Origin of the sequence: Undibacterium sp. RuRC25W (assembly GCF_049339825.1) — a bacterium.
Lineage (GTDB): Bacteria > Pseudomonadota > Gammaproteobacteria > Burkholderiales > Burkholderiaceae_D > Undibacterium.
The window spans coordinates 91,175-114,965 of sequence record NZ_JBMPPD010000001.1 but is presented as its reverse complement, the minus strand read 5'-3'; the positions used below and the strand labels follow the sequence as shown (position 1 = coordinate 114,965).

Annotated in this window: 19 protein-coding genes; 13 read left to right on the top strand and 6 right to left on the bottom strand. The window is 47.5% G+C overall.

The genetic code is table 11. The features are described from left to right. Positions 1-191: 191 nt before the first annotated feature. Positions 192-815 carry a flagella assembly protein FlgT middle domain-containing protein gene (locus ACO0KV_RS00520; RefSeq protein WP_423038823.1) on the top strand — a complete coding sequence of 208 codons (624 nt, stop codon included), beginning with the start codon at positions 192-194 and terminating at the stop codon, positions 813-815. 18 nt (positions 816-833) lie between these two features. Here ACO0KV_RS00520 and ACO0KV_RS00515 read toward each other — a convergent pair whose 3' ends face one another. After that, the gene (locus ACO0KV_RS00515; protein ID WP_423038821.1) at positions 834-2,555 is read right to left on the bottom strand and encodes an acyl-CoA synthetase; all 1,722 of its coding nucleotides are present in this window, start codon (positions 2,553-2,555) and stop codon (positions 834-836) included. Positions 2,556-2,739: 184 nt separating this feature from the next. On the opposite strand from ACO0KV_RS00515, the gene ACO0KV_RS00510 reads away from it, so the two are divergent. From ACO0KV_RS00510 to rmuC, 7 genes are all read left to right on the top strand, one after another. Continuing rightward, positions 2,740-3,642 (top strand): alpha/beta fold hydrolase, encoded by a 903-nt coding sequence (locus ACO0KV_RS00510; RefSeq protein ID WP_423038819.1) that lies wholly within the window; start codon positions 2,740-2,742, stop codon positions 3,640-3,642. 132 nt (positions 3,643-3,774) lie between these two features. Next, entirely contained in the window at positions 3,775-4,875 is a 1,101-nt protein-coding gene (locus tag ACO0KV_RS00505) for a patatin-like phospholipase family protein (protein WP_423038817.1), read from the top strand. Between the two features lie 122 nt (positions 4,876-4,997). Beyond that, positions 4,998-6,239, top strand: coding sequence for a cystathionine gamma-synthase family protein (locus ACO0KV_RS00500; RefSeq protein WP_423038815.1), 1,242 nt, complete (start codon positions 4,998-5,000; stop codon positions 6,237-6,239). Between the two features lie 88 nt (positions 6,240-6,327). Continuing rightward, on the top strand, positions 6,328-8,850 hold the full coding sequence (locus ACO0KV_RS00495; protein WP_423038813.1) for an ABC transporter permease: 2,523 nt from the start codon (positions 6,328-6,330) through the stop codon (positions 8,848-8,850). Positions 8,851-8,916: 66 nt separating this feature from the next. Further along, positions 8,917-9,564, top strand: a complete 648-nt coding sequence (gene yfcF, locus ACO0KV_RS00490; RefSeq protein WP_423038811.1) for a glutathione transferase — start codon at positions 8,917-8,919, stop codon at positions 9,562-9,564. Between the two features lie 70 nt (positions 9,565-9,634). Next, the gene (locus tag ACO0KV_RS00485) at positions 9,635-10,069 is read left to right on the top strand and encodes a group II truncated hemoglobin (RefSeq protein WP_423038809.1); all 435 of its coding nucleotides are present in this window, start codon (positions 9,635-9,637) and stop codon (positions 10,067-10,069) included. A gap of 52 nt (positions 10,070-10,121) precedes the next feature. Next, positions 10,122-11,603 carry a DNA recombination protein RmuC gene (gene rmuC, locus ACO0KV_RS00480; RefSeq protein WP_423038807.1) on the top strand — a complete coding sequence of 494 codons (1,482 nt, stop codon included), beginning with the start codon at positions 10,122-10,124 and terminating at the stop codon, positions 11,601-11,603. 111 nt (positions 11,604-11,714) lie between these two features. Here the strand turns inward: rmuC and ACO0KV_RS00475 are convergent, their stop codons facing one another. From ACO0KV_RS00475 to ACO0KV_RS00455, 5 genes are all read right to left on the bottom strand, one after another. After that, the gene (locus tag ACO0KV_RS00475; RefSeq protein ID WP_423038805.1) at positions 11,715-12,593 is read right to left on the bottom strand and encodes a peptidylprolyl isomerase; all 879 of its coding nucleotides are present in this window, start codon (positions 12,591-12,593) and stop codon (positions 11,715-11,717) included. 170 nt (positions 12,594-12,763) lie between these two features. After that, complete coding sequence (gene glp, locus ACO0KV_RS00470; protein ID WP_423038803.1) at positions 12,764-14,068, bottom strand: gephyrin-like molybdotransferase Glp; 1,305 nt, start codon at positions 14,066-14,068, stop codon at positions 12,764-12,766. 1 nt (position 14,069) lies between these two features. After that, on the bottom strand, positions 14,070-14,675 hold the full coding sequence (gene mobA / locus ACO0KV_RS00465) for a molybdenum cofactor guanylyltransferase MobA (protein WP_423038801.1): 606 nt from the start codon (positions 14,673-14,675) through the stop codon (positions 14,070-14,072). A 43-nt stretch (positions 14,676-14,718) separates the two neighbouring features. Next, positions 14,719-15,843 carry a GTP 3',8-cyclase MoaA gene (moaA, locus tag ACO0KV_RS00460; protein ID WP_423038799.1) on the bottom strand — a complete coding sequence of 375 codons (1,125 nt, stop codon included), beginning with the start codon at positions 15,841-15,843 and terminating at the stop codon, positions 14,719-14,721. A 354-nt stretch (positions 15,844-16,197) separates the two neighbouring features. Further along, positions 16,198-19,158, bottom strand: coding sequence for an Rne/Rng family ribonuclease (locus tag ACO0KV_RS00455; RefSeq protein WP_423038797.1), 2,961 nt, complete (start codon positions 19,156-19,158; stop codon positions 16,198-16,200). Positions 19,159-19,804: 646 nt separating this feature from the next. Here ACO0KV_RS00455 and ACO0KV_RS00450 point away from each other — a divergent pair. The 5 genes from ACO0KV_RS00450 (at position 19,805) to ACO0KV_RS00430 (ending at position 23,757) form a co-directional block, all read left to right on the top strand. After that, positions 19,805-20,818 (top strand): RluA family pseudouridine synthase, encoded by a 1,014-nt coding sequence (locus ACO0KV_RS00450; RefSeq protein ID WP_423038795.1) that lies wholly within the window; start codon positions 19,805-19,807, stop codon positions 20,816-20,818. A 207-nt stretch (positions 20,819-21,025) separates the two neighbouring features. Beyond that, positions 21,026-21,685 carry an HAD-IA family hydrolase gene (locus ACO0KV_RS00445; RefSeq protein ID WP_423038793.1) on the top strand — a complete coding sequence of 220 codons (660 nt, stop codon included), beginning with the start codon at positions 21,026-21,028 and terminating at the stop codon, positions 21,683-21,685. Between the two features lie 12 nt (positions 21,686-21,697). Beyond that, the gene (locus ACO0KV_RS00440; RefSeq protein WP_423038791.1) at positions 21,698-22,063 is read left to right on the top strand and encodes a Rieske (2Fe-2S) protein; all 366 of its coding nucleotides are present in this window, start codon (positions 21,698-21,700) and stop codon (positions 22,061-22,063) included. A 15-nt stretch (positions 22,064-22,078) separates the two neighbouring features. Beyond that, the gene (locus tag ACO0KV_RS00435; RefSeq protein ID WP_423038789.1) at positions 22,079-23,059 is read left to right on the top strand and encodes a S49 family peptidase; all 981 of its coding nucleotides are present in this window, start codon (positions 22,079-22,081) and stop codon (positions 23,057-23,059) included. 455 nt (positions 23,060-23,514) lie between these two features. Beyond that, entirely contained in the window at positions 23,515-23,757 is a 243-nt protein-coding gene (locus ACO0KV_RS00430; protein ID WP_423038787.1) for a heavy metal translocating P-type ATPase metal-binding domain-containing protein, read from the top strand. The last annotated feature ends 34 nt before the right edge of the window (positions 23,758-23,791 follow it).

Below are 23,791 nucleotides of genomic sequence, written 5' to 3'. Positions count from 1 at the left end.
CTTTTTCGGTTGCTAATGAAATGATAATTGCTGCCGATAAAGTGTTGGTTCATGCTCTTGGTGAATTTTGGTTTCCTTTTGCTGTATTGAGTTTAGCGTCCCCTGTGCGAGACGAGCGAGGTCGAGAATTGTTGTGCCAGCTTGTTTATGCCTGCTATCGAAGTATCTTCCATTTTGACAAGGAGTAACTTATGCGCTTAATTCACTGGCGTTGGACGACATTATTTCTGACTCTGCTTCTGGGATTGCTTTCTACCGTTTGCGTCGCACAGGTGCTGATCCCTGCCCGCGATCCTGGCCGGAGCATTTTGATGACGGGGTTTGCGGTAAGTCATCCGGGACAACTGACTGATATTAATGACATTGCTTTGGGATTTCCAAGAGAGCTGGCGCGGAGGCTGGAGCGGGATCAGCAATTTTATGTTCGTATGACCCCTGAACTGCTCTCGTATGACTGGGTTTTGACACCACCTACGACCAAAATGCTGGCGCAAGTTGCAGCGACCTATGACTCCCGTTACGTAATTTCTGGAGACATCATCGGCGCGGGTATCCATACCGTTCCCAGCATGTTTGGCTTATGGGAAAAAAAATACCGTGAAATCGACGTTGAAATTTCAATCTACGACGCCCGTGCGGGGATGTTAATTGACAAATTTAAGTTCACTGGGGCGGCGGCCGGCGACGTGGTTGTCGGAAAAGACCGCAGTTTCGATGGCGAGGCTTTTCGGGTGACGCCGTTCGGTAAAGCAATTGATACGCTGATAGAACAGGCTGGCAATACGATCAGAACCCGCCTGATCACTCGTCCCTGAGCTGCTATAGTGTCTTAGTTATATCTCCTTAGTTCTGCGTTTTAGTTCACTGGAAGTGGTCTCTGCGCGTTCAATTTCGCGTAATTTCAATACGCGTCGTTGAATTTTTCCCGTTGTTGTCATAGGGAGTGCATCGATGAATTCAATCTCTTTTGGGTACTCATAGGGGGCAAGTTTGCCCTTTACGTATGCTTGTAATTCCTTGATGAGCTGGTCGTCAGATTCGATGCCAGTACGCAAGACGATATAAGCTTTGACTAGATTCCCACGCTCTTTATCTGGTTTAGGGACGACCGCTGCATTGGCAACAGCGGGATGTTGAATGAGGCAGTTTTCAATTTCTGATGGTCCTATCCTATAGCCTGCAGCTTTGAACATGTCGTCAGCGCGACCTTGGTACCACAGGTAACCATCCGTATCCACAATGGCGAGGTCACCCGTGCGACACCATTCACCGCTGTATTTATTCCGCGTTGCTGCATCATTTTTCCAGTAGCCCAGAAAAAAAACTGGGTCTGGGTGGCCGTGGATATCGTTGCGGTTGACTGCGACCTCACCGACTTTCCCGGGAGCGACTTCCACGCCAGCGTCATTGATGACGGCGACACGATGACCGGGGTAGGGACGCCCCATACTGCCGGGCTTTGCTGGCCAACGTTGATAACTATTGCCAACGATATAGTTCATTTCCGTCTGTCCGAACATTTCATTTGGTGTGACACGTAATGCATCTTTGCACCAGTTGAAGACGGTATCCCCGACAGATTCGCCAGCACTCATGATGGCGCGTAATTTGAGTTTATAACTCTGGCGTGGTTTCGGACAGGCTTTCATCATCATTTTCAGGGCTGTCGGAAAGAGAAATGTGTTCGTGATTTTGTATTTTTGTAAGAGGTAAAAGGCTTTTTCAGCGGTGAAACGTCCTTGATAGGCCACAATTGGTTTTCCGAAATACAGCGTAGGAAGTAATGCATCCATCAGGCCACCAGTCCAGGCCCAATCTGCCGGTGACCAGAACACATCTTTTGCTTGCGGAAACCAGTTTTGCGATGCCACAAATCCTGGCAAATTGCCGAGTATTGCAGAGTGAGGAATTAATGCACCCTTGGGATCACCGGTGGTGCCGCTCGTATAAATTAAAATAGCTGGGTCTGTCGCTCTGGTTTTTTCTGACTCGAATTTTTTCGGCATCTCGCCGACATAGGTTTCCCATTCTAGTGCTGCAAAATTCTTTGGTACTTGCTGGCAATCAACTCCAATGATTGTTTTTAACTGCGAACAATGTTGGGCAATTTGCATGTAGGCATCAACGCCGGTTTGATCAAGGATCAGCGTTGTGGCATCACTATGTCGTAGACGATATTCCAACGCTTCTGGACCAAACAGGTGCGATAAAGGCATGACGATGGCACCCATTTGGAGGCAAGCCATCATCGTTACGGCCATTTCTGGTCGTTGCGGCATGATGCAGGCGACCACGTCACCGCGTTGTACGCCCTGTTGGCGCAATAGGTTAGAAAGCTGATTCGCTTGCTGATATAGATGGCGGTAAGTCAGTTTGCGACAATTTCCTGTACTGTCTTCATAAAAAATGGCGATCTGCTTTTGTTCGTGAGACCAGCGCCGGCAACAAACATCAGCGATATTGAAGCGTTCTGGTACATCCCATTGAAAATCATTAAACAAAGCGTGGTACTGGTTGTTTGCTACTTGGCTTGAGGTTAATTCCTGCAGTTTCATCCGGTCTCCGTTATAATTATCGAACGGTCGTTCTATTGTTATTATTGTTGGTCATCGCGGGGTGCGGTATTGTTGGCTGTTCGGACATATCCTTGATGTGACCATTGCGATCATCATATGCTACTGCATATTGGCCTATTCTCGTAGAGCGCTCAGTCATTTTCTGAAGAAATTCTTATTTGCCATGACATCATCTCATTCACTTGTTACTTCTGAATCCCGTTCAGAATTTGTTACTATTCGTGGTCTGCAGTATCACGTGCGCCATTGGGGAAAAGAGGGCGCACCATTGATCGTTATGTTGCATGGTTGGATGGATGTGTCGGCCTCATTTCAATTTGTCGTCGATCATCTGCAACACGATTGGCATGTGATTGCTCCAGATTTGCGTGGTTTTGGTCTCACGGAAACACCAGGTACGGACACCTATTGGTTTCCTGATTATCTGGGGGATCTGGATGCGTTGCTCGATCATTACGCACCACAAGGACCTATTAATTTGCTCGGGCATAGCATGGGGGCCAATGTTGTTGGTCTCTACGCAGGCACTAGGCCAGAACGAGTAAGGCGACTGGTTAATCTGGAAGGGTTTGGAATGCCGACAACCTCTCCAGAACAGGCCCCGGGACGCTATCGCCAATGGCTCGATGAGCTACGGCAGAAGCCTGCTTTGCGCACGTACGGATCACAAGCGGAAGTGGCTGCACGGTTGCAAAAAACGAATCCGCGCTTATCGCACGAGCGTGCCGCTTTTTTATCTAGCTTTTGGGCTAAAGAAAATGCGCAAGGACGTTGGGAGATCCTTGGTGATCCTGCGCACAAACAAACTAGTCCTTTGCTTTTTCATGTCGAAGAAGTGATGGCGTGCTGGCAGCAAATTACGGCGCCTGTATTGTGGATGCAGGCCGACGACACCAATGTCTGGCATTGGATGGGCGCAAAAGACCAAGCGCAAAAGGAAATTGATCGTCGATTGGCGCATATCCCTCATCTGCAGAAAGAAATGATTGCAGACGCTGGGCACATGTTGCACCACGACCAGCCTATGCTGTTAGCCCAGTTGATTGAAGATTTTTTATTAAAATAGTTGTTTTGTATCGTTGTTGAACCTTCTGCAATCCCGACCACAGCAAATCGCTGAGAGATGCTGGTGTTCTTCTTGTTTTGTGGTGCTGGTTTGAGAGTTTATTTCGTTTAACCAATAAAAAAAGGATAGGATTTGTCAGTAGAGCGCAGTAGTCAATCTAGCAGCGTTGGTCTCATTTCTACCGGTTCACAATCCGAGCAGCACTATCAGCGCTGTCTAGTCATGGCGGGTGGAGGGTTCCGTTTTGGTTATTACCTCGGTATTTATGCGGCTTGTCAGGAGCGGGGCCGGACACCGGACGTGATTCTTGCGAGTTGTGGGGCATCTATCGCTGGGACGATCATTCATCATTTGCCTGATAATGCGCAGCGACTAGCTTGGCTGACTTCACCACCAATGCATACGTTTTGGCGTGGTTTGGAAGCGAATCCCGAAAAAAGTTTATTTAAGGCCATTGGTGATGTTGCGCGACGCGCCTTGTTTGCAAATGATGTAAAACGTATTCCAGATCTTTTTAAAGATTACTTGTTTGACATTCCAGCTGTCCTGCCTTTGCCCGAAAACACTTTTTATAAAGGTGCGCCTGATTTAGCGATTGTGGCAGGGCGCTTATTGTTTTCATCTTCCGACGTGGGGCAATTGCGTGCGGGTCGTAAGTTGTATGCGGAAACGATTTTTGCAAATCAACGTGTCGCCGGATTGCTTGATGGTATGACATCACCTCTCGCTGGTAGCGAATGGTCGCACAGCGCAGTGGCAAAAGAGTTGATTTTTGAGACACAGACGCCTGTTGCTGATGCAGTGCGTGCGTCTATTGCTGATATGTATTACTTCCGTTGCCATCAGATTGGCAATCACCATTATCTAGGTGGTGTGTTAGATTTATTCCCGATCGAAATCGCCAGAAAGTTAGGGCGTGAAGTGATTATGGAGCGGAAGGGTTTGTACAATAAATTCATTGATTTACCCGCCTTACGGCTTGTGCTTGGAATCCATGGCAACCAGCGTTTGCATAAAGTCTTTCAACAACAGGCAGATTACTGGGTAGATACTGCCGATATGGAAAAAGCGCTGGTTAAACATCAGATTGGCAAGCAATTATTCTGGTTGCGAAACCGTCTTGCGTTAAAAATACCCGAGCGTCATGAGGATTTTGTGGAAATGATCCATCTACAATGGCGTTATGGCTATCAAAAAGCAATGCTGGCATTCGACGCTGAAACGGTGCGTTGAGTTTCTCTGGCCTCCTGTTATTTCGGTTCACTTGGCTCGATTGCATTGCAATTGCTGCTTCTGCGTTACACTTATGCACTTGCAACGCAGCTTTCTGATAATTCCATTCCAGCGATTGAACGATGAACGATAAAACTTCCTACGGCTTTACCACGACTATCTTGCATAGTGACCGCCAAAAAGACATTGAGCATGGTTCTGTGCACAAGCCAATCCATAATTCTGTGTTATTTGGTTATAAAGATGCACGTGATCTGGCACAAGTGTTTCAGGGTAAGCAATCCGGCTACCGCTACGGCCGTCAGGGTAACCCGACCGTTTCTGCTCTCGAAGATAAAGTCACTAAAATGGAAGATGGTGCATCAACCATCACGTTTGCAACGGGGATGGCGGCTATTGGTGCTGTATTTCAGGCGTTATTACGTCATGGTGATCATGTCGTTTCCTCTAAATTTCTATTTGGCAATACAAATAGCCTGTGGCAAACGACCAAAGCGCAGGGTATTAGTTTGAGTCTGGTGGATGCGACCGATGTTGCGCACGTCGAAGCCGTCTTGACGCCGGAGACACGCGTCGTCTTCGTTGAAACGATTGCAAACCCGCGTACGCAAATTGCAGATTTGAAACGTATTGGCGAGTTGTGTCTGGCGCGTGGGATCTTGTTTGTGGTGGATAACACCATGACCTCACCGTTTTTATTCCGTCCAAAAGCAGTACACGCAGGCTTGGTGGTGAATTCCTTAACCAAATCGATCGCAGGGCATGGCAATGTATTGGGTGGGGCTTTGACAGATACAGGGTTGTTTGACTGGAGTAAGTTTCCGAATATTGCCGATAATTTCCGCAAACAGGCACCCGCGCAACAGGGGATGTCACAAGTCCGAGCTAAGGGTTTGCGCGATTTCGGTGCGACGTTATCTCCTGATGCTGCGCATCAGATTGCAGTCGGGGCTGAAACCATTGCGTTACGCATGGAGCGGGAATGTGCGAATGCAATGGCATTGGCCACGATGCTGGAAGCAGATCCTCGTGTTGCTGCTGTTTATTACCCAGGCTTAGCTTCCCATCCCCAGCACGCGCTTGCAACAGAGTTATTCCGTGCTTACGGCGCATTGCTGAGTATCGAATTGGCCCCCGAAATTGATTGTTTTGATTATTTGAATCGCCTCAAATTGGCTATTAATGCGACCCACCTCGGTGATACGCGTACATTAGTTATTCCTGTTGCGCATACGATTTTCTTTGAAATGGGTCCTACGCAGCGCGCTGAGATGGGCATTGCAGATTCGTTAATCCGGATTTCGGTTGGTATCGAAGATACGCAGGATTTGTTGGCAGATTTTTCTGCAGCGTTGAGCGTCTAGCTAAAGAGGTTAAAGCAAGCGTTTTGATGTTAGTGCAGCGAATGTTCACTGACTCAGAGACCTCGTTACTCTGGGACGAAAGGCAATAATGTTTCGACTATCTTGGCGCATGATGATGCGTGATTGGCGTGCCGGAGAATTACGGTTTTTGCTGGTGGCGCTCATGATTGCTGTGGCATCACTGTCATCGGTAGGTTTTTTTGCTGATCGGCTGCGTAGTGGCTTGCAAAGGGATGCCCATCAGTTGCTGGGGGCTGATCTGCTTGTTAGCGCAGATCAGCCGATTAACCCAGAGTGGCGCTCAGAAGCACAGAAACGTGGTTTGCAGATTGCCGATACCGTTGTTTTTTCCAGTATGGGGCTTGCTGGTGAAGGCGATCATGGTTTAGCAAAGTTAGTCTCACTCAAAGCAGTGAGCCCACATTATCCGCTGCGCGGTAAATTGAAATTGAATCAGAGCGTGAGCGGAAGTGGTGAGACTGCTAATCGTGAAGTTGAGGCTAACGATATACCAGCTCCTGGTACAGTCTGGATTGATCCCGCCCTACAGGTCGCTTTGAACTTAAAGCTTGGTGATCAAGTACGCTTAGGCGATCTTTCGTTTATTTTTACCCATACGATTGCTGATGAGCCTGACCGCGGCGCGGGCTTCATGAATTTTGCTCCACGTGCGATGATTGCTGCCTCAGATTTGTCGGCGACGAATCTCATACAGAATGGGTCGCGTGTGACCTACCGCTTACTCATGGCGGGACCTGTGAAAGCAGTCGCTTCGTTTCAGAATCAACTCCAGGCGCAGATCGAGCAAAATAAGCTCAAAGGGGTGAGGCTTGAATCACTGGAATCTGGTCGCCCTGAGATGCGGGCTACCTTAGACCGATCAGAGCAGTTTTTGTCACTGGTCAGCCTATTATCCGCGCTGTTAGCTGCCGTTGCTATCGCCATGGCGGCACGTCGTTTTATGTTAAGACATTTGGATGCCTGCGCCATGTTGCGCTGCCTTGGCTTGACGCAGAATCAGGTTACTATGATGTATCTGGTTGAGTTTTTTATTCTCGGTCTACTTGGCAGTACTGCCGGTGTCGTACTTGGTTATGCATCGCATTACGTATTGTTAGAATGGTTAGGTAGCCTGTTGGCGAAAGATCTGCCTGCCGCTAGTTGGATGCCAGCGGTACATGGGGTCGCCACGGGCTTGTTGCTGTTGGTCGGTTTTGCCTTGCCACCTGTTTTGCAGTTGAGAAACGTACCGCACAACCGTGTTATGCGGCGGGAGCAAGACCCACCGCAGGCAACGACCATTGCAACCTATGTGTTAGGTCTGGTGATGTTTGTTGGATTGTTGCTGTGGCAGACTGGCGATGTCAAATTAGGACTGATCACCGCGGGGAGTTTCTTGGTCGGGATTGCTGTTTTCGCTTTGATTGCCTGGTTAGGCGTCGCCTCATTGAAGCAGATGCGCAATTTCTCACAAGTGACCGCTTGGCGATTTGCGATTACTGCGTTACAACGACGTCCTGGTGCAACCGTGATCCAGATCGTTGCATTGGCGCTGGGATTGATGGCGTTGTTATTGCTGACGGTAGTGCGTGGAGATCTGATTAGCGCTTGGAAACAATCAACACCTGCAGATGCGCCGAATCAATTTGTGATTAATATCCAACCTGATCAGATTGAAGAGATTACAGCAAGGCTCGCGCAATTTGAGCACCCTCGGATGTATCCAATGATACGCGGTCGGTTGATTGCTGTGAATGCACACTCTGTCACACCGGATAGCTACGAAGAAGATCAGGCGAAGCGCATGGTTGATCGTGAGTTTAATTTATCTGCCATGAACGATATTCCGACGCTCAATAAAATCACCGCAGGACAGTGGTTTGATGACCGACGCGCTATCGAACCAGAGGCATCAGTTGAAGTGGGTATTGCGAAAACGCTAAAGTTGAAGCTTGGTGATAAGCTGACCTTTGATGTCGCTGGTCAGCAGGTCGTCGCTAGAGTGACCAGTTTACGTAAGCTAGATTGGGGCTCAATGCGGGTCAATTTTTTTGTGGTCCTCAATCCAAAGGCGATCGTCGATCTGCCAGCGACCTGGATCACGGCCTTTCGCTTACCTGTGAATGATCAGCGTTTTGTCAATCAGTTGACGTTGGATTTTCCAAACCTGACCGTGGTGGATGTCGGTGCCATTATCAAACAATTACAGACCGTGTTAGATCAGGTCATCACAGCCGTCGAATTTTTATTTTTATTTACGCTAGCCTCTGGTGTATTGGTTTTGTACGCCGCATTGGCGGGATCGCAAGATGTGCGGCAGAAAGAGGCCGCGCTATTACGTGCATTAGGGGCGACGCGAAAACAGTTATCTTATTCCCAGTGGATAGAATTTTTATTGATCGGCAGCGTTGCAGGTTTGCTGGCAGCAAGTGGTGCAACGGCGGTGGGTTGGGCATTGGCGCGTTTTAGTTTTAATTTTGAATGGACTTTTTCACCGCTGGTGTGGGTAGCAGGCATTGCTATTGGTGCTGTATGCGCGTTATTCGGTGGCTGGGTTGGTTTGCGCAATATTCTTAATCAGCCTCCTTTATTGAGTTTGCGTGATAGTTGACGCATCGCGCCAATGGATTTAATTTTTATTTAAGCTTATTTAACCTAAAACATCGTAAGGATCTTTATGTCCCAGAAATTAGAACAGAAGCTTACTTTATACGTTGATGATCAATGTTGTAGTCCCTACGCAATGTCCGTATTTGTCGCATTGCATGAAAAAAAATTACCATTCGAACTCAAGATGATCAATCTGGCTGCCAAGAAAATCCAAGAGCAAGATTTTGTACGTAAATCATTAACGCAACGGGTGCCGACGCTGGTGCATGTCGGGTTTAGTTTGTCCGAGTCTTCCGCGATCGTTGAATATCTGGATGAGACATTTCCAGAGGTGAGTCTTTATCCGAAAGACCTCCAGTGGCGCGCTAGAGCACGTCAGGTGCAAGCTTGGTTGCGCAGTGATTTAATGCCGATCCGTGTGGAGCGCAATACACAGGTGCTTTTTTATGGTCAGCGCTTTGCTCCGTTATCTTCGGAGGCGTTGGCAGCGGCACGGCATCTGTATGAGGTGGTAGAGACTTTATTACCGGTTGGTGAGCATCATTTGTTTGGTGAGTGGAGTATTGCCGATACAGATCTGGCATTGATGCTCAATCGCTTGGTGATGCATGGTGACGAAGTGCCGCAACGTTTGGCTGATTATGCCAGAGAGCAGTTTCAGCGTCCGTCGGTGCAATTATGGCTAAATCAAAACAGGCCTGTGTTAGCGGCTTGATGAGTGGCTTCTGGATTGTTTGTTATTCACCTGATCGTGAGATGAATCAGGTATTTTATGGTGGGAAGTAATGAGTCAAGAGTTAAATCAGCCAAATACGTCTTCAACAGATGCTGAAGAAGAAAAATCGAATTTATACGCGCTGATCGGTGGTGCAAATAATCTGCGTCACATGGTCGACCGGTTTTATGACCTCATGGAGCTTGAGCCAGAATTTGCTGGCATCCGCGCAATGCATCCAACCCCGACAGAGGGCTCACGTGATAAGTTATTTTGGTTTTTATCTGGGTGGATGGGTGGGCCAGATCTGTACATCAGTCAGTTTGGGCATCCACGGTTGCGCGCGCGGCATTTGCCGTTCGCCATTGCAAGCGCCGAGCGTGATCAATGGCTGCGTTGCATGGCTTGGGCGATGCAAGATGTTGGTATCGAAGAGAGCTTGCAGCAACACCTGATGCAATCCTTTTACCAGACCGCCGACTGGATGCGCAATACACCTGGTTAGGCTGTTCTTGTTTTGGTGTGTTTAACTGTTTCTTTTTTTCTTTTTTTGATTCATGACGACATTTGAAATTGTATTGTTGGCTGTTTTGTTGATGTTAGTGGTGTTGAACCTGATCCTATTGATGCGTTCAATGAACGCCAATAAAGGTCAGCAGGGTATTGATGTGCAGGCGTTACAACATTTTCTGCAAACTTCACAGCAACAACAAATGTTGAGTGATGAGCGCACTGAACGTTCATTGCGAGAGCAAGTGCAATCGACTGCGTTAGCGACACGGCAAGAGTTGGGCACTAATTTTTCGCGTTTGCAACAAGGCTTGGCTAGTCAGTTAACGAGTGTCGCTACGTTACAAAAAGGGCAGATTGATAGTTTTTCCCAGCAATTGACGAAGCTTAGTGAGAGCAATGCGCAGCAACTTGAGCAAATGCGCTTGGCATTAATCCAGCAAAGTCAGAATGCGCGTGAAGAGCAGGGGAATAGCCTCAAACTCTTTGCAGATACGCTTAATCAGACCTTAGTTAGCCTTACGGAATCGAATGCGCAACGCATGGGTGAAATCAGGGCGACATTAGAACAGAAAATTCAACAACTCCAAGCTGAAAATGCTAGCAAGCTAGAAGAGATGCGTAAAACGGTCGATGAGAAATTGCATGCGACTTTAGAGCATCGTCTGGGCGAGTCGTTTAAATTGGTTTCTGATCGTCTTGAGAAAGTGCATCAGGGACTGGGTGAGATGCAGCAACTGGCGATTGGGGTAGGGGATTTGAAACGTGTCCTGACCAACGTTAAAACCCGCGGAACTTGGGGTGAGGTGCAGTTGGAAATGGTGTTGGAACAAATGCTGACACCCGATCAATATGCTAAAAATGTGGAAACGATTCCTGGTACTGGTGAACGGGTCGAATTTGCGATTAAATTACCGGGCAAGGACGATGGTACGACGCCGGTATGGATGCCAATTGACGCGAAGTTTCCGAAAGAGCAGTACGAACGACTTTTGGATGCCGCAGACCGTGCGGATGCAGAAGGGGTCGCTACTTACGGGAAAGAGTTGGAGAGGGCAATTCGAAGTGAAGCAAAAACGATCTCAGAAAAATATCTCTCACCGCCATTGACGACTGATTTTGCAATTCTATTTTTGCCAACAGAAGGGTTGTACGCCGAAGTGATGCGCCGTCCCGGTTTGGCGGACGAGTTACAACGGACTTGCCGCGTGTCGATTGCTGGTCCGTCTACCTTATCTGCGTTACTTAATAGCTTGCAAATGGGCTTCCGAACCTTGGTGCTGGAAAAACGCTCCTCTGAAGTCTGGCAAGTGTTGGGAGCAGTCAAAACTGAATTCGGAAAGTTTGGTGATGTGCTAGCTGCGACCAAGGTAGCCCTGGAACGCGCAGCCAAAAATATTGATCAAGCCGAAGTCCGTACCCGTCAGATGACCCGCAAACTCAAGGATGTGGAGGCCTTGCCTGTGGATGCGGCTAAATCCTTGTTAGGCGGTGTGGCGGCGTCTGGTGAAAATGATCTTGACGAATAAATGTAGTGTGCTTGGTTCGTTGAATATAAACCGTATTCTTGATTTGAAAATGCAAAACCGCCAGGTATTTTTTACCTGGCGGTTTGATTTTTTTCGACTGCTGACTACCGCTTACTGAGTTCTGATAGCGGTATTGATGATAATTGGAGTTACTGGCACTGTTGGTAAGTTGCTTTGCGCAGAAGTCTGGGCGCTGCCGATTTTTGTGAGAACATCAAAACCACCAACAATCGTACCAAATACAGCATAGCCTGTCGCACCCGTGGTGGTATTGGCGTTAAAGTCGGTGCTATTGTCAACAAGGTTGAAATAGAACTGGGACGTGGCCGAATTGAGTGTGCTTGTGCTTGCCATGCCTATCGTGCCGTATGTATTGCTCAGTCCGGTTGTTGTGGTGGTCTCAAGTAAAATTGCAGAATATGTTGGGGTCAGTGCAGTGAGGGTGGCGCTATAACCACCTGCTTGTGCAACGTTTCTATCGACACGATGGAATAAAGTGTTGTTGTAGAAATTGGTTTCTACATAATCCAAAAAGTTATCGACAGAAATCGGTGCTACGCCAGGATTGAGCTCGACAACGAGGTTGCCCAGAGTTGTCGCGAGCGTGACCTGTGGTCTGGCGGCGAGGGAGACGCTGAGTGCGGCATAATAGACCCGATTGTTGTTAGCGTCAGTAACGGTCATATTAAATGGCCCGACACGGATAATTTTGCACGTATATGTTCTTTGCGTATTACTTCCGCCAGAGACTTCTGTCAGGTTGCTACAACCCGGGTTGTTAATTGTGATGCCTTGCTGCAGATTCTGACCATTCACCGTCATAGTGATAGTTTTACGGTATCCCAAGACTGTTGGTGACGTATTGAGTGTTGGAGAGATACTGACACTACTGACAGTCGCCAAAGTAGAAGAAGATGAACCCGAACCGCCGCAGCCGCTCAGAAATGCGAGGGATGCGAATGCACCCAATAACCACGTTGAAGCTTTCAATCTAATCTCCATAACTAAAAAACGAATTGTACTGCCCTTGGCATGTGTATTGCTGTATTTATCTGTGTATTTCTTGTTGCATTTAGTAGCGAATGTTTCAATCCATCATCATTTGCCCTTCAACATAGCGCTAAATGAAGCTGTTTCATTCATTTTTGCAATGTAAGAACTTATATCAAACCTTCAAATAATACCAGCATCACTTTATTTCCTGCGTTGATGTGTTGCTGCTCATGAGGAAGGACAATGATGCAATTCGCTTCGGCCATCGACCGTAACATTCCTGATCCTTGCGCCCCAGTTAAGACAACTTCCAATTCGCCACCTTCGTTTAAACTCGCTATTCCACGCTGGAACTCTGTACGTCCTGGGCGTTTTTTGATTGTGTATTTACTGATCGCTGGAATCATGAGTGGCTGCGTATTGACTGCGCCCATCATCCGGAGTATCGCTGGTCTGACAAAAAAATAAAATGTCACCATGACCGCAACGGGATTTCCTGGAAGTCCAAATAAATATGCACTATGGTCATCAGAAAAGATTTTTCCAAACGCCATCGGTTTTCCGGGGCGCATATCTATCGACCAAAATGCCACGTCCCCTAGGTGCGCCATCACTTGCTTTGTATAGTCCGCCATACCAACTGATACGCCACCGGAGGTGATGACGATATCAGCAGATTCGCAGGCTTGGCGGAAACTAGCTTCTAAAATGGCTGGATCATCTTTGATAATACCCATGTCGACAGCGTCACAACCTAATCTTGTCAGCATTGCTTGTAGGGTGTAATTGTTGCTGTCGTAGATGCATCCTGCGTCCAGCGTTTCGTCAAGACCTCGTAATTCATCACCCGTTGAAAAATAGGCGACACGTAACCGCCGTCGTACCAAAACCTTGCTAATTCCCAGTGATGCTAGTAGGCCAAGATCTGCGGGGCGCAACATCTTTCCTTGAGCTAGCGCAATTTTCCCCTCGCTCAGATCTTCACCCGCACAGCGGAGATTATCTCCTTTTCTAAGGTGCGATAAGGGAATGCTGACGGTTGAATCGGTGACACTTTTAGTCAATTCTTGTGGAACGATGGTGTCGCATCCCATTGGGATCATTGCACCCGTCATTATCCGTACGCATTCACCCGATTGAATGTCACCGACAAATGGATGACCTGCAAACGTGGCGCCTATGATGCGGAAATCATTGTTCGGATGTTCGGCAGGATGGGGGTAGCCGAACGCGTAGCCATCCATTGCTGAATTGTCATGCGATGGCACATTAATTGGAGAAATAATATCTTCAGCTAAATGGCGCCCGAGAGCATTCCTGATGTCAACTGTTTCACTTACGTTCGTGACGCTCACGAATTGACTAATTACTTCAGTGGCCATCGCTACCGATAATGCATTCGGATTGTAATCAGGTAGTTGGCTTGAAATTTCTTCTAAGCGCATAGTTGGTGATGAGGATCGCTGGTTCATATCAAGATGAAAATCGCTGCAAATCTTGCAGAGTATTAAGGTTCGCAAAGTTACTATTATCAGGGAATAATACCTCTACGGTCTGGCGTTGCTCAAGCCACCCATCAACTTTTCGCCCACCGTGCGCAATAAAAACGCTTAAGTCCTTGATGCTTGATGTCCGGATCAATGCAAACACAGGGTGTCGTTGCAAAAATTTCTCCCCTTGTCGGTTCTCTATTGTTGTCGCTATGGCCACGTCGGCATTATTTATTGATAGTTTTTCTAATAAACGCGCTGCTAAATCCATGGGAAGGAAAGGAGAATCACATGGCACTGACAATAAAAAAGGCGTTTTGCATTGAATAAGGCCTGTTTCTATTCCTGCTAATGGGCCAGCGAACCCCGCGATGACATCCGGATAGACGTCGACGCCAAACTTTTCATAGTCCTGTATGTCTTGATTCGCATTGATGATTACCTTGCTGACCTGCGGCATTAATCTTTCGAGCACATGTAACGCCATTGGACGCCCCTGAAAATGTTGCAAGCCTTTATTGACCTGCCCCATTCGCGTGCCGCGTCCACCCGCTAGTATTAAGCCAGTAATTTGGGGTTTTTCAATCATGCTAATGGGTACGTACTCTCTACTGAATGCGGGGTGGTATGGATTATCCGCCAATATAAGACATTTCTATTTTCTTTTCGGTTACTGTCTTATTTTCTCCGTGGACCGTACGTAATTCGGAATAACGATCAGTGCGACGCTGCCATATAGAAGCGATTACGTTGGCGATCGTTAAGTCAGAATGTTGTTGATCGCTTCGTAATAGGGCGCGAAGATCATGCCCTGTATTGGCGAAGAGGCAGGTATAGAGTTTTCCTTCGGTGGATAATCTTGCTCTGCTACAGTCTTGACAGAATGCTTTACTGACGCTGGAGATGAATCCAATTTCGCCAGTCGCATTTTGATGTTGCCAGCGCTCGGCAGTTTCACCTGAATAGTTGGCGGGTAGTGCCACAAGTGGCATTCCTGCCTCTTGAAGACGAGAAATAATTTCATCTGAAGTGACCACCTCATCTCGCTTCCAGTGGTTGGATGCGCCGACATCCATGTACTCGATGAAGCGAAGGATATGCGGCGTATCTTTGAAGTAGCGCGCCATGGTCACAACTTCATGGTCGTTGACACCAGCTTTCACGACCATGTTGATTTTTATTGGTCCTAGTCCCGCGGCATGCGCGGCGTCGATGCCGTGCAGTACATCTGATACTGCAAAATCAACGTCGTTCATGCGCTTGAAGATCGCGTCATCCAGAGAGTCGAGCGATACTGTCAGGCGATTTAGTCCTGCCGCCTTTAATAAAGTTGCTTTCTTTGATAGCAGTGAACCATTGGTGGTCAAGGTCAGGTCAGGTGGTAAATCGTTGACTGTGCGTAAGTCAGATAGCATCGCGATCAGACTCTCGATATTTTTACGCAAGAGGGGCTCGCCACCTGTTAGACGGATCTTCTTTACGCCATGGCTTAAAAAAATCCCAGCAACACGTGTAATTTCCTCAAAGCTTAGTAACGAATCGTGCGGAAGATACTGGTAGTTTTTATCGAAAATTTCTTTCGGCATGCAATAGACGCAGCGAAAGTTACAGCGATCAATGACAGAGATTCGCAGATCATGTAGGGGCCGAGACAAGCTATCGGTCAGGCTACCTTGTGGTGCGTTGAGTTTTGTTGGTATAGCGAGAGATGTCTGGCGCTGACGGACATCAATCAGCGGAATAAATTTTTCCGTCATGGGAGCAACTTGGAATCAATTCGATTTAATTCAGCACAATACCACGATAATAAAAATTGCGAGTAGGTTGGGCTAAAGGAAAATGAGGCCTGCCATCGCGTCTTTCTATGGAGATTTATCGAAGGAGGTGAAGAGTGGTTTGTTGTGATAGTAAAATGATAACGTATATGTATGTTTGAACTATTTAGCCTGTTGATTATAAGGGTAAAAAAATTTTCGTGTTGGTGGGAAACTCTGTAAGTTTTATCTATTTGGGGTGAGGCGTCTGTAGCGTGTACCTTTTCGCGGGAGATAAAAAAACCGGTAAAGCAAAGGCTTTACCGGTTTAACTTTTATTTACATTTGCGCTTAGATTTAGCGGCGAGTTTCAATCAGAACTAATGGTTCGGTAGAAACAGGTGGCAATGGCTTGCGTTCGCGTGGTACGCGCTGAACTTGGGTTGCTTTGCTTGCACTTTCTTGTGCAATACGAAGTTTTTCAGGATCAGTGTTTGCTAATTGCAGTCCTGCGGCGCTGAGCATCTCGTTTAATTGTTCGAGTGGCATCGGCGCAGCTCCATTTTTTGCTGCCCTGCTTGCTGCAGGTGTTGAGACTGGTTCTACGATTGCAGTAGGCATTACAATCGGTGTCTCAGCTGGCGCTGTTGCGACCTCTGTCATCGCCGTAGTGCTAGCGGTGACAGGGTTGCTTGATGCGATTGTCTCAACAATAGGCGTAATGACAGGCACAACTACAGGCACCGCAGGTGCAACTTCCAGAGCAGCTATAACGTTTGTTTCCACTGGTGATGTTGTCGTGGTGGTGATCGTTGTAGCGTCTACTGCTGTTGGTTCTGCATGTACTGCAGGTATCACTGCCTCTGGGTTGCTTGCTACCATAACGGGTGCAGGGGTCATGGCTGCAACAGGAACAAACACGGGTACTTGTGTTGTAACATGCTCATGTGGTACTGGGGCTGCATTGAAGTTACCCGTCACTTCAGAGACTTCGTTCGATTTGAATCCGATGCCTTCTTCAGTGCCCGTCGTGGTAGCAGAAGCGTTTTCACCTGCCTCTATTGCCAATTCGCCTTGCTCATTCACTTCACCTGGCTCACGTTCGCGACGATTGCGGTTGCGACCACCACGGCGACGACGGCGACGACGCTCTTCGCTTTGCTCTGCATTTTCTTCCAGAGTTGGCTCAGTATTTTGCACTGGTGCTAGAACGGGAACTGCATCTACCGCCACTGGATCCGTGAGCTTCTGAATTGCTTCTTCTGGCTTTGCGTCAGTCAGCAGGGCTTCTTTGCGTTCGTCGCGTTGACGTTGCTGACGTTCACGACGACCTTCCTGCGTCTCTTTAGGCTCACGTGGCTCACGCGCTTGTTTTGGTGCTTTTGCTGGGCGCGGTGTTTCAGTAGCCTGCGTTTTCGGAGCTACATCTACTTTTTCGGCAGTTGTCGTTGCAGGGCGGTCTTCGCTTTGATCGCGATCACGGTTGCTACGATTGCGATTGCGATTACGCTGGTTGTTACGTTGGTTACGTCCATTGCGATCGCGATCCGCCGCCTTTTCTTCTGTTGCGGTAGGTGTTGACACTGTCGCTGTCGTTGCTTCTGACTTACCGAAGAAGAAACCCATTAACTTAGCAAAGAAGCCTGGTTCACTTGACGGTGCTGGTGCCACCGCGACAGGTGCAGGAGTTTCTTTACGTTCAACAATTGGCGCTGTCTCTGGAGTGATGCTCTTTACCATCGCTTCTTGACGTGGTTTGACATCTTCTTTCTGACGTTTGCTGTAGCCGATATCTGTATCTACTTGCTCTGCCATAGCATAGCTGGCGTGGTGATCTTCTAAGCGTGGATCGTCGTGTTTCAGACGATCGAGCTTGTAATGCGGTGTTTCCAGATGGGTATTTGGAATCAGGATCACTGTTACACGATGGCGCGTTTCGATTTTCAGAATTTCGCCACGTTTTTCGTTGAGCAGGAATGCAGCAACGTCAACAGGTACTTGGACGTGGATCGCCGCCGAATTTTCTTTCATTGCTTCTTCCTGGATGATGCGCAGGACCTGCAATGCAGAAGATTCTGTGTCGCGGATGTGACCAGTACCGTTACAACGAGGGCAGGTAACATGGCTGCCTTCTGATAACGATGGACGCAGGCGCTGACGGGAGAGTTCCATCAGACCGAAGCGGGAAATTTTACCCATTTGTACGCGTGCGCGGTCATAGCGCAGTGCATCTTTAAGGCGGGTTTCTACTTCACGCTGATTTTTAGCGTTTTCCATGTCGATAAAATCGATCACGATCAAACCGCCTAAGTCACGTAGACGTAACTGACGAGCAACTTCTTCAGCTGCCTCAAGATTGGTGTTAAACGCTGTGGTTTCAATATCGCCACCACGGGTGGAGCGCGCGGAGTTGACGTCAACGGAAACTAAGGCTTCGGTGTGGTCAATGACGATGGCGCCGCCAGAAGGCAATGGGACAGTACGGCTGTACGCTGTTTCGATCTGATGTTCGATCTGGAAACGGGAGAACAGTGGCACGTCGTCGCTGTAGCGTTTTACGCGATGGACCATGTCCGGCATCACGTGGCTCATGAACTGCTGCGCTTGTTCGTAGATTTCGTCTGTATCGATCAGAATTTCACCGATATCAGGTTGGAAATAATCGCGAATCGCACGGATAACCAATGATGATTCTTGATAAATCAGGAATGCGCCAGGTGAAGACTTGCCAGCGCCTTCAATCGCACGCCAGAGTTGCATCAGGTAATTTAAATCCCATTGCAATTCATCAACGTTACGACCAATACCCGCTGTACGCGCAATGACTGACATGCCGGTTGGCAAGTCGAGTTTGTCCATTGTCTCACGTAACTCTTGGCGATCTTCGCCCTCAACGCGACGTGAAACACCGCCGCCGCGAGGATTGTTTGGCATCAAAACCAAGTAACGTCCAGCAAGAGAGATAAACGAGGTCAGGGCTGCGCCCTTGTTGCCGCGTTCTTCCTTTTCTACCTGAACAACGATTTCCTGACCTTCGCGTAATGCTTCTTTGATAGAAGTATTACGAACATCGATCCCTTCTTTAAAGTAGCTGCGAGCCACTTCTTTGAATGGCAGGAAACCATGACGTTCTTCACCATAGTTAACGAAGCATGCTTCAAGCGATGGTTCGATACGGGTGATGACGCCCTTGTAGATGTTTGACTTACGTAATTCGCGACCAGCGGTCTCGATATCAATGTCAATGAGTTTTTGCCCATTGACGATAGCGACGCGCAATTCTTCTTGCTGCGTGGCATTGAACAACATACGTTTCATTTTTTACTCCGTGACCTGATGGTCATCTTTTGCTGCTGTCTCATTGGATGAAGCAACAACTTTACTGGTGCCGGGATGTATGCCAGAACGGAGGGTTTGAAGAGGGTGGGAAATGCCTGTGGCGCAACAGAATAGCTTTGCATTCAGCAATATAATGTGCAGCAAGGCTGCTTTGCAATGAACATCAATCTAATCCTGCTTCGCGCCGGGCGCGTGTGATTTTGGTAAAAAGTTCGAGTGCACATGTCCCCCGCATTATCAATCTTAGTTATATTTGTGCAATAACTAAGCATAACGCCAGGCGATGAGCAACTTTGGTGTCAGACCATCTTATTGTGTTGTGTCTGACGGAATCGCCTTAACGCCAAAACCAGCATAGACAAGCATGCTTATTAATAATTAAACCAGCATCTCTTGTCCAACTTATCCTTACATTTCAAACTCTCTGATACAACCTTGTTAAACTAGTGCCCGATAGTAACAATTGGTCTCTACCTTGGCACGAAAACGAGGGTGCATACACATCTTTTCCATCATATTTGCAAACTGGCGAGGCTGATAGACTGACCCCTGTGTAAAATAGCTGTTTATTTCTCTTACACTGCTAAAGCGTAAATGCTGAAGCGAAACTGATTATATATTCAAAATGAAGGACTTAGCGATAATTAATAGGGAAGTGCATCAAAAACAGGTGCAAAATGTTTCCCACGAGCAGCCTTCAGCCTCACAGCCGAAAGTCCAGATGCTGACGATCTCTGAAGAAGAGGCGGGACAGCGCATTGATAATTTCCTTTTACGTATATGTAAAGGGGTACCGAAAAGCCATGTTTACCGGGTATTACGTTCTGGTGAGGTCAGGGTTAACAAAGGCCGCATCGACCAGTTATATCGTCTGGTAGAAGGTGATGTTGTAAGAATTCCACCGATACGGATGGCAGAAGCGTCAACGCAGGTTGTTCCCAAGCTGGAATTTCCAATTGTGTTCGAAGATAGTCATTTATTAATCATTGATAAGCCTGCTGGCGTCGCGGTCCATGGTGGATCTGGCGTGAGTTATGGTGTGATTGAACAATTGCGTTCGTCCCGTCCTGAAGCAAAATTTCTGGAATTGGTTCACAGGCTTGATCGCGAAACTTCGGGTTTGTTGCTGATCGCAAAAAAACGGACTGCATTGACTAATTTGCATGAGCAGATGCGTGATGGTTTAACTGATAAACGTTATTTCACGCTCGTATCTGGCGATTGGAAGAATGCACGTCAGCATATTAAGCTGCCGTTGCATAAATATACGACGGCTGATGGCGAGCGGCGGGTCAGGGTGCAGGCTGACGGTATGGCGTCGCATACTGTATTTACGCTCAAGAGGAAGTTTAGAGATTTCGCGTTTCTGGAGGCAGAGCTGAAAACGGGGCGAACTCACCAGATTCGGGTCCATTTATCAGCAAGTGGCTTCCCAATTGCTGGCGATGACAAATACGGCGATTTTCCTTTAAATAGAGCCTTGCAAAAGGCGACGTCTGAACGAGGGGCGCTCAAGAGGATGTTTTTGCACGCTCATCAGATCAGTTTTACGCATCCTGAGTCCGGCAAATTAACGACGGTCAATGCACCGCTACCAACAGAGTGTGAGGGTTTCTTGCGTACTCTTTCAGTAGGGTAAAAAACTGACTAGTTTATTAATGATATGATCTTGTTGAATAGTAACTAAATTGCTCTCGCAACGTCTTGTGTCTTGGCTTTTGTCAGGCACATCGTATAAGTGATAAATAACAACAGACAATATATGCACTAGTCGAGAACAAGTCAGTTCAAATGAAACCGTAAATGGTTGTTTAAATATCTATAAATAGGTGTTGTACTTTTAACTATGGCAAAAAAGCAATTTGATTTCATTGTGTTTGACTGGGATGGCACGCTCATGGATAGCACAGCCACGATAGTTAAATGTATACAGTCGGCGGCCAGAGATCTTGGTCTTCCGGTACCTGATGATAACGCGGCAGCCTATGTGATTGGGTTGTCACTGGCGGATGCGATGGCAGCGGCAATACCTGGTATTGATCCAAAGTACTACCCACGTATGGTCGAACGCTACCGCTATCATTATCTGGCGAAAGACCATGAGCTGCCGCTCTTTAAGGGGGTGCGTGAGATGTTGGATGATCTCGCGCAACAGGGTTACTTTCTTGGCGTTGCAACTGGTAAAAGCCGCGTTGGACTGAGCCGTGCTTTGCACACAGCAAAATTAACTTCAGTGTTCGACTCTACGCGTTGTTCTGATGAGACATTCTCCAAGCCGCATCCAGCGATGCTACAGGAGTTGACTAGAGAGCTGGGGCAGGACATGCAACGTACGCTGATGATTGGGGATACTACGCATGATCTGCAAATGGCCGCTAATGCCGGTGCTGGCGCTGTAGCCGTTGAATATGGCGCCCATGCCCCGTCGTTACTGGCCACGCTGAACCCGTTATACGCGGCTAAAAGTGTGCCAGAATTGCATCAGTGGCTCAATGATAACGCTTAAGGGGAGGGAGAGATGACATCAATATCAGTGTGTAGCTCCGATGAGTTGGTGGAGGGAGGAATGGGCATCCGATTTTCAGTCACTGCCGGAAGCGATGATGCAACCGGTTTTGTTATTCGTTATGCAGGCGCTGTCCACGCTTATTTGAATCGGTGCGCCCATGTACCAGTTGAACTCGACTGGAATCCGGGGGAGTTTCTAGAGTCCAGTGGCTTATATATTATGTGTGCGACGCATGGGGCTATCTACGAACCCGAAACCGGTCATTGCTCAGGTGGTCCTTGCCGCGGAAGTCGTCTTAGAAAAATTCAGGTTAGTGAGGTTGATGGAACGGTTTTTTGGCATCCGGATGATTACATTCAGCCAGTGATTGCGTAATAGTTGAGAGAAAGTATGGAAGATCAGAGTAAAGATCGGGTTGATTATGGTTCGCATAGTAATCAGCCATGGGAGCGTGAAACCCTGGAGCGTTTAGTGTTTGCCACCCTAGAGGAGCAACGACGCCAGCGCCGATGGGGGATTTTCTTTAAATTTTCATTTGTGTCGCTCATTTTGTTTGGGTTCTACCACTTTGGTGGTTTATTTCAACATGAGGTAGATAATAGTGCGCCGCATACAGCACTAGTAGATATTGACGGTGAGATTGATAGTGAAGGTAGCGGCAGTGCAAGCGCAGTCATTCCAGCGCTTGACCGCGCTTTTTCCGAATCGGGTGCAGTTGCGGTCATTTTGCGTATTAATAGCCCAGGTGGAAGTCCGGTGCAGGCAGGGATGATCAATGATGAAATTGTCCGTTTGCGTTCGCAGTACCCAGATAAAAAGCTCTACGTCGTGGTAGATGAAATGTGTGCTTCAGGTGGTTATTACATTGCTGCCGCCGCAGACAAGATCTTTGTTAATAAGGCGAGTGTGGTTGGTTCTATTGGCGTGCTGATGGATGGCTTTGGCTTTACCGGATTGATGAATAAAGTTGGTGTTGAACGTCGCTTGATGACTGCAGGTGAAAACAAGGGACTCATGGATCCTTATTCGCCAATGAGTGACAAGCAAAAAGCCTACTCGCAAGCGATGCTTAATGAGATTCATCAGCAGTTTATCGATGTTGTCCGCAAAGGTCGCGGTCAGCGTTTAAAAGAAACACCTGAGACATTTTCTGGCTTGTTCTGGGTAGGTAGTAAGGCTGTTGATATGGGTCTTGCGGACGGTTTCGGTACGGTTGATTCTGTTGCAAGAGACGTCATTAAAGCAGAAGACATTGTTGACTACACACAGAAAGAAGATTTACCTGAACGTGTCTTAAAAAAGTTCGGTGCGTCGGTGGGCAGTGCGGCGATTTCTGCGATGCTCAAACCCAGCAAGCTGACTTTACATTGATTATGTGAATTGGTTTAGTTAATTTTTTAAATCTCACAGCCGACTTGCATAGTTTTATTTTTCTTCCACTCAAAAGCTTGTTGTTCTATATTGAACTCGTAACTGGTTCAAAACGGGAGGTCGATATAGGTATTATTTCGTTTCCAATGGGGTATGCATTCTTAGCTCCGGTCGTAGGTTGTTTTGCCGGTTATGTGTGAAGTGGATGGAAGACAATTCGTGTAGTATTTTTCCGTGGAATGAAGCGGAGTAGAGGTTTCTCAGATTCCTCAAAGAGTAAGAAAAACGAAACATGAAGAGACGGTGGTGCAATGCTGCTGTCTCTTTTCTTTTTCTAGATGCTACGTCAAACGCAATGCTAGAGTTGGGGTTGAGGCAGATCAAACATCAGGATTTGCTGTTCGAGTAACATCGTAGCATTGCGCATTCTGCCGATTTTGGTGCCCCACAGTCTTATGGCAATCACGTTCTCTCATTTATTAGACATACTGCCTTTTCTCTCGAACCGCGTAGAGAGGATTAATTGCTATCATTGCGACGAAAAAATGCGTGAGACCAAAGCACTTTACGTTAAATTTAATGGGCAACAGCGTGCAGTCTGTTGCCATGGTTGCCTGGCAATTTTGCAGACCATTGAGCGAAATGATATGGTTGACGATTACTTAGATGCAAAATCAGCACAAATGGGTGTCCGATGACGCAGCTGTCGGGTGTTAATAATAAAAGAAAATT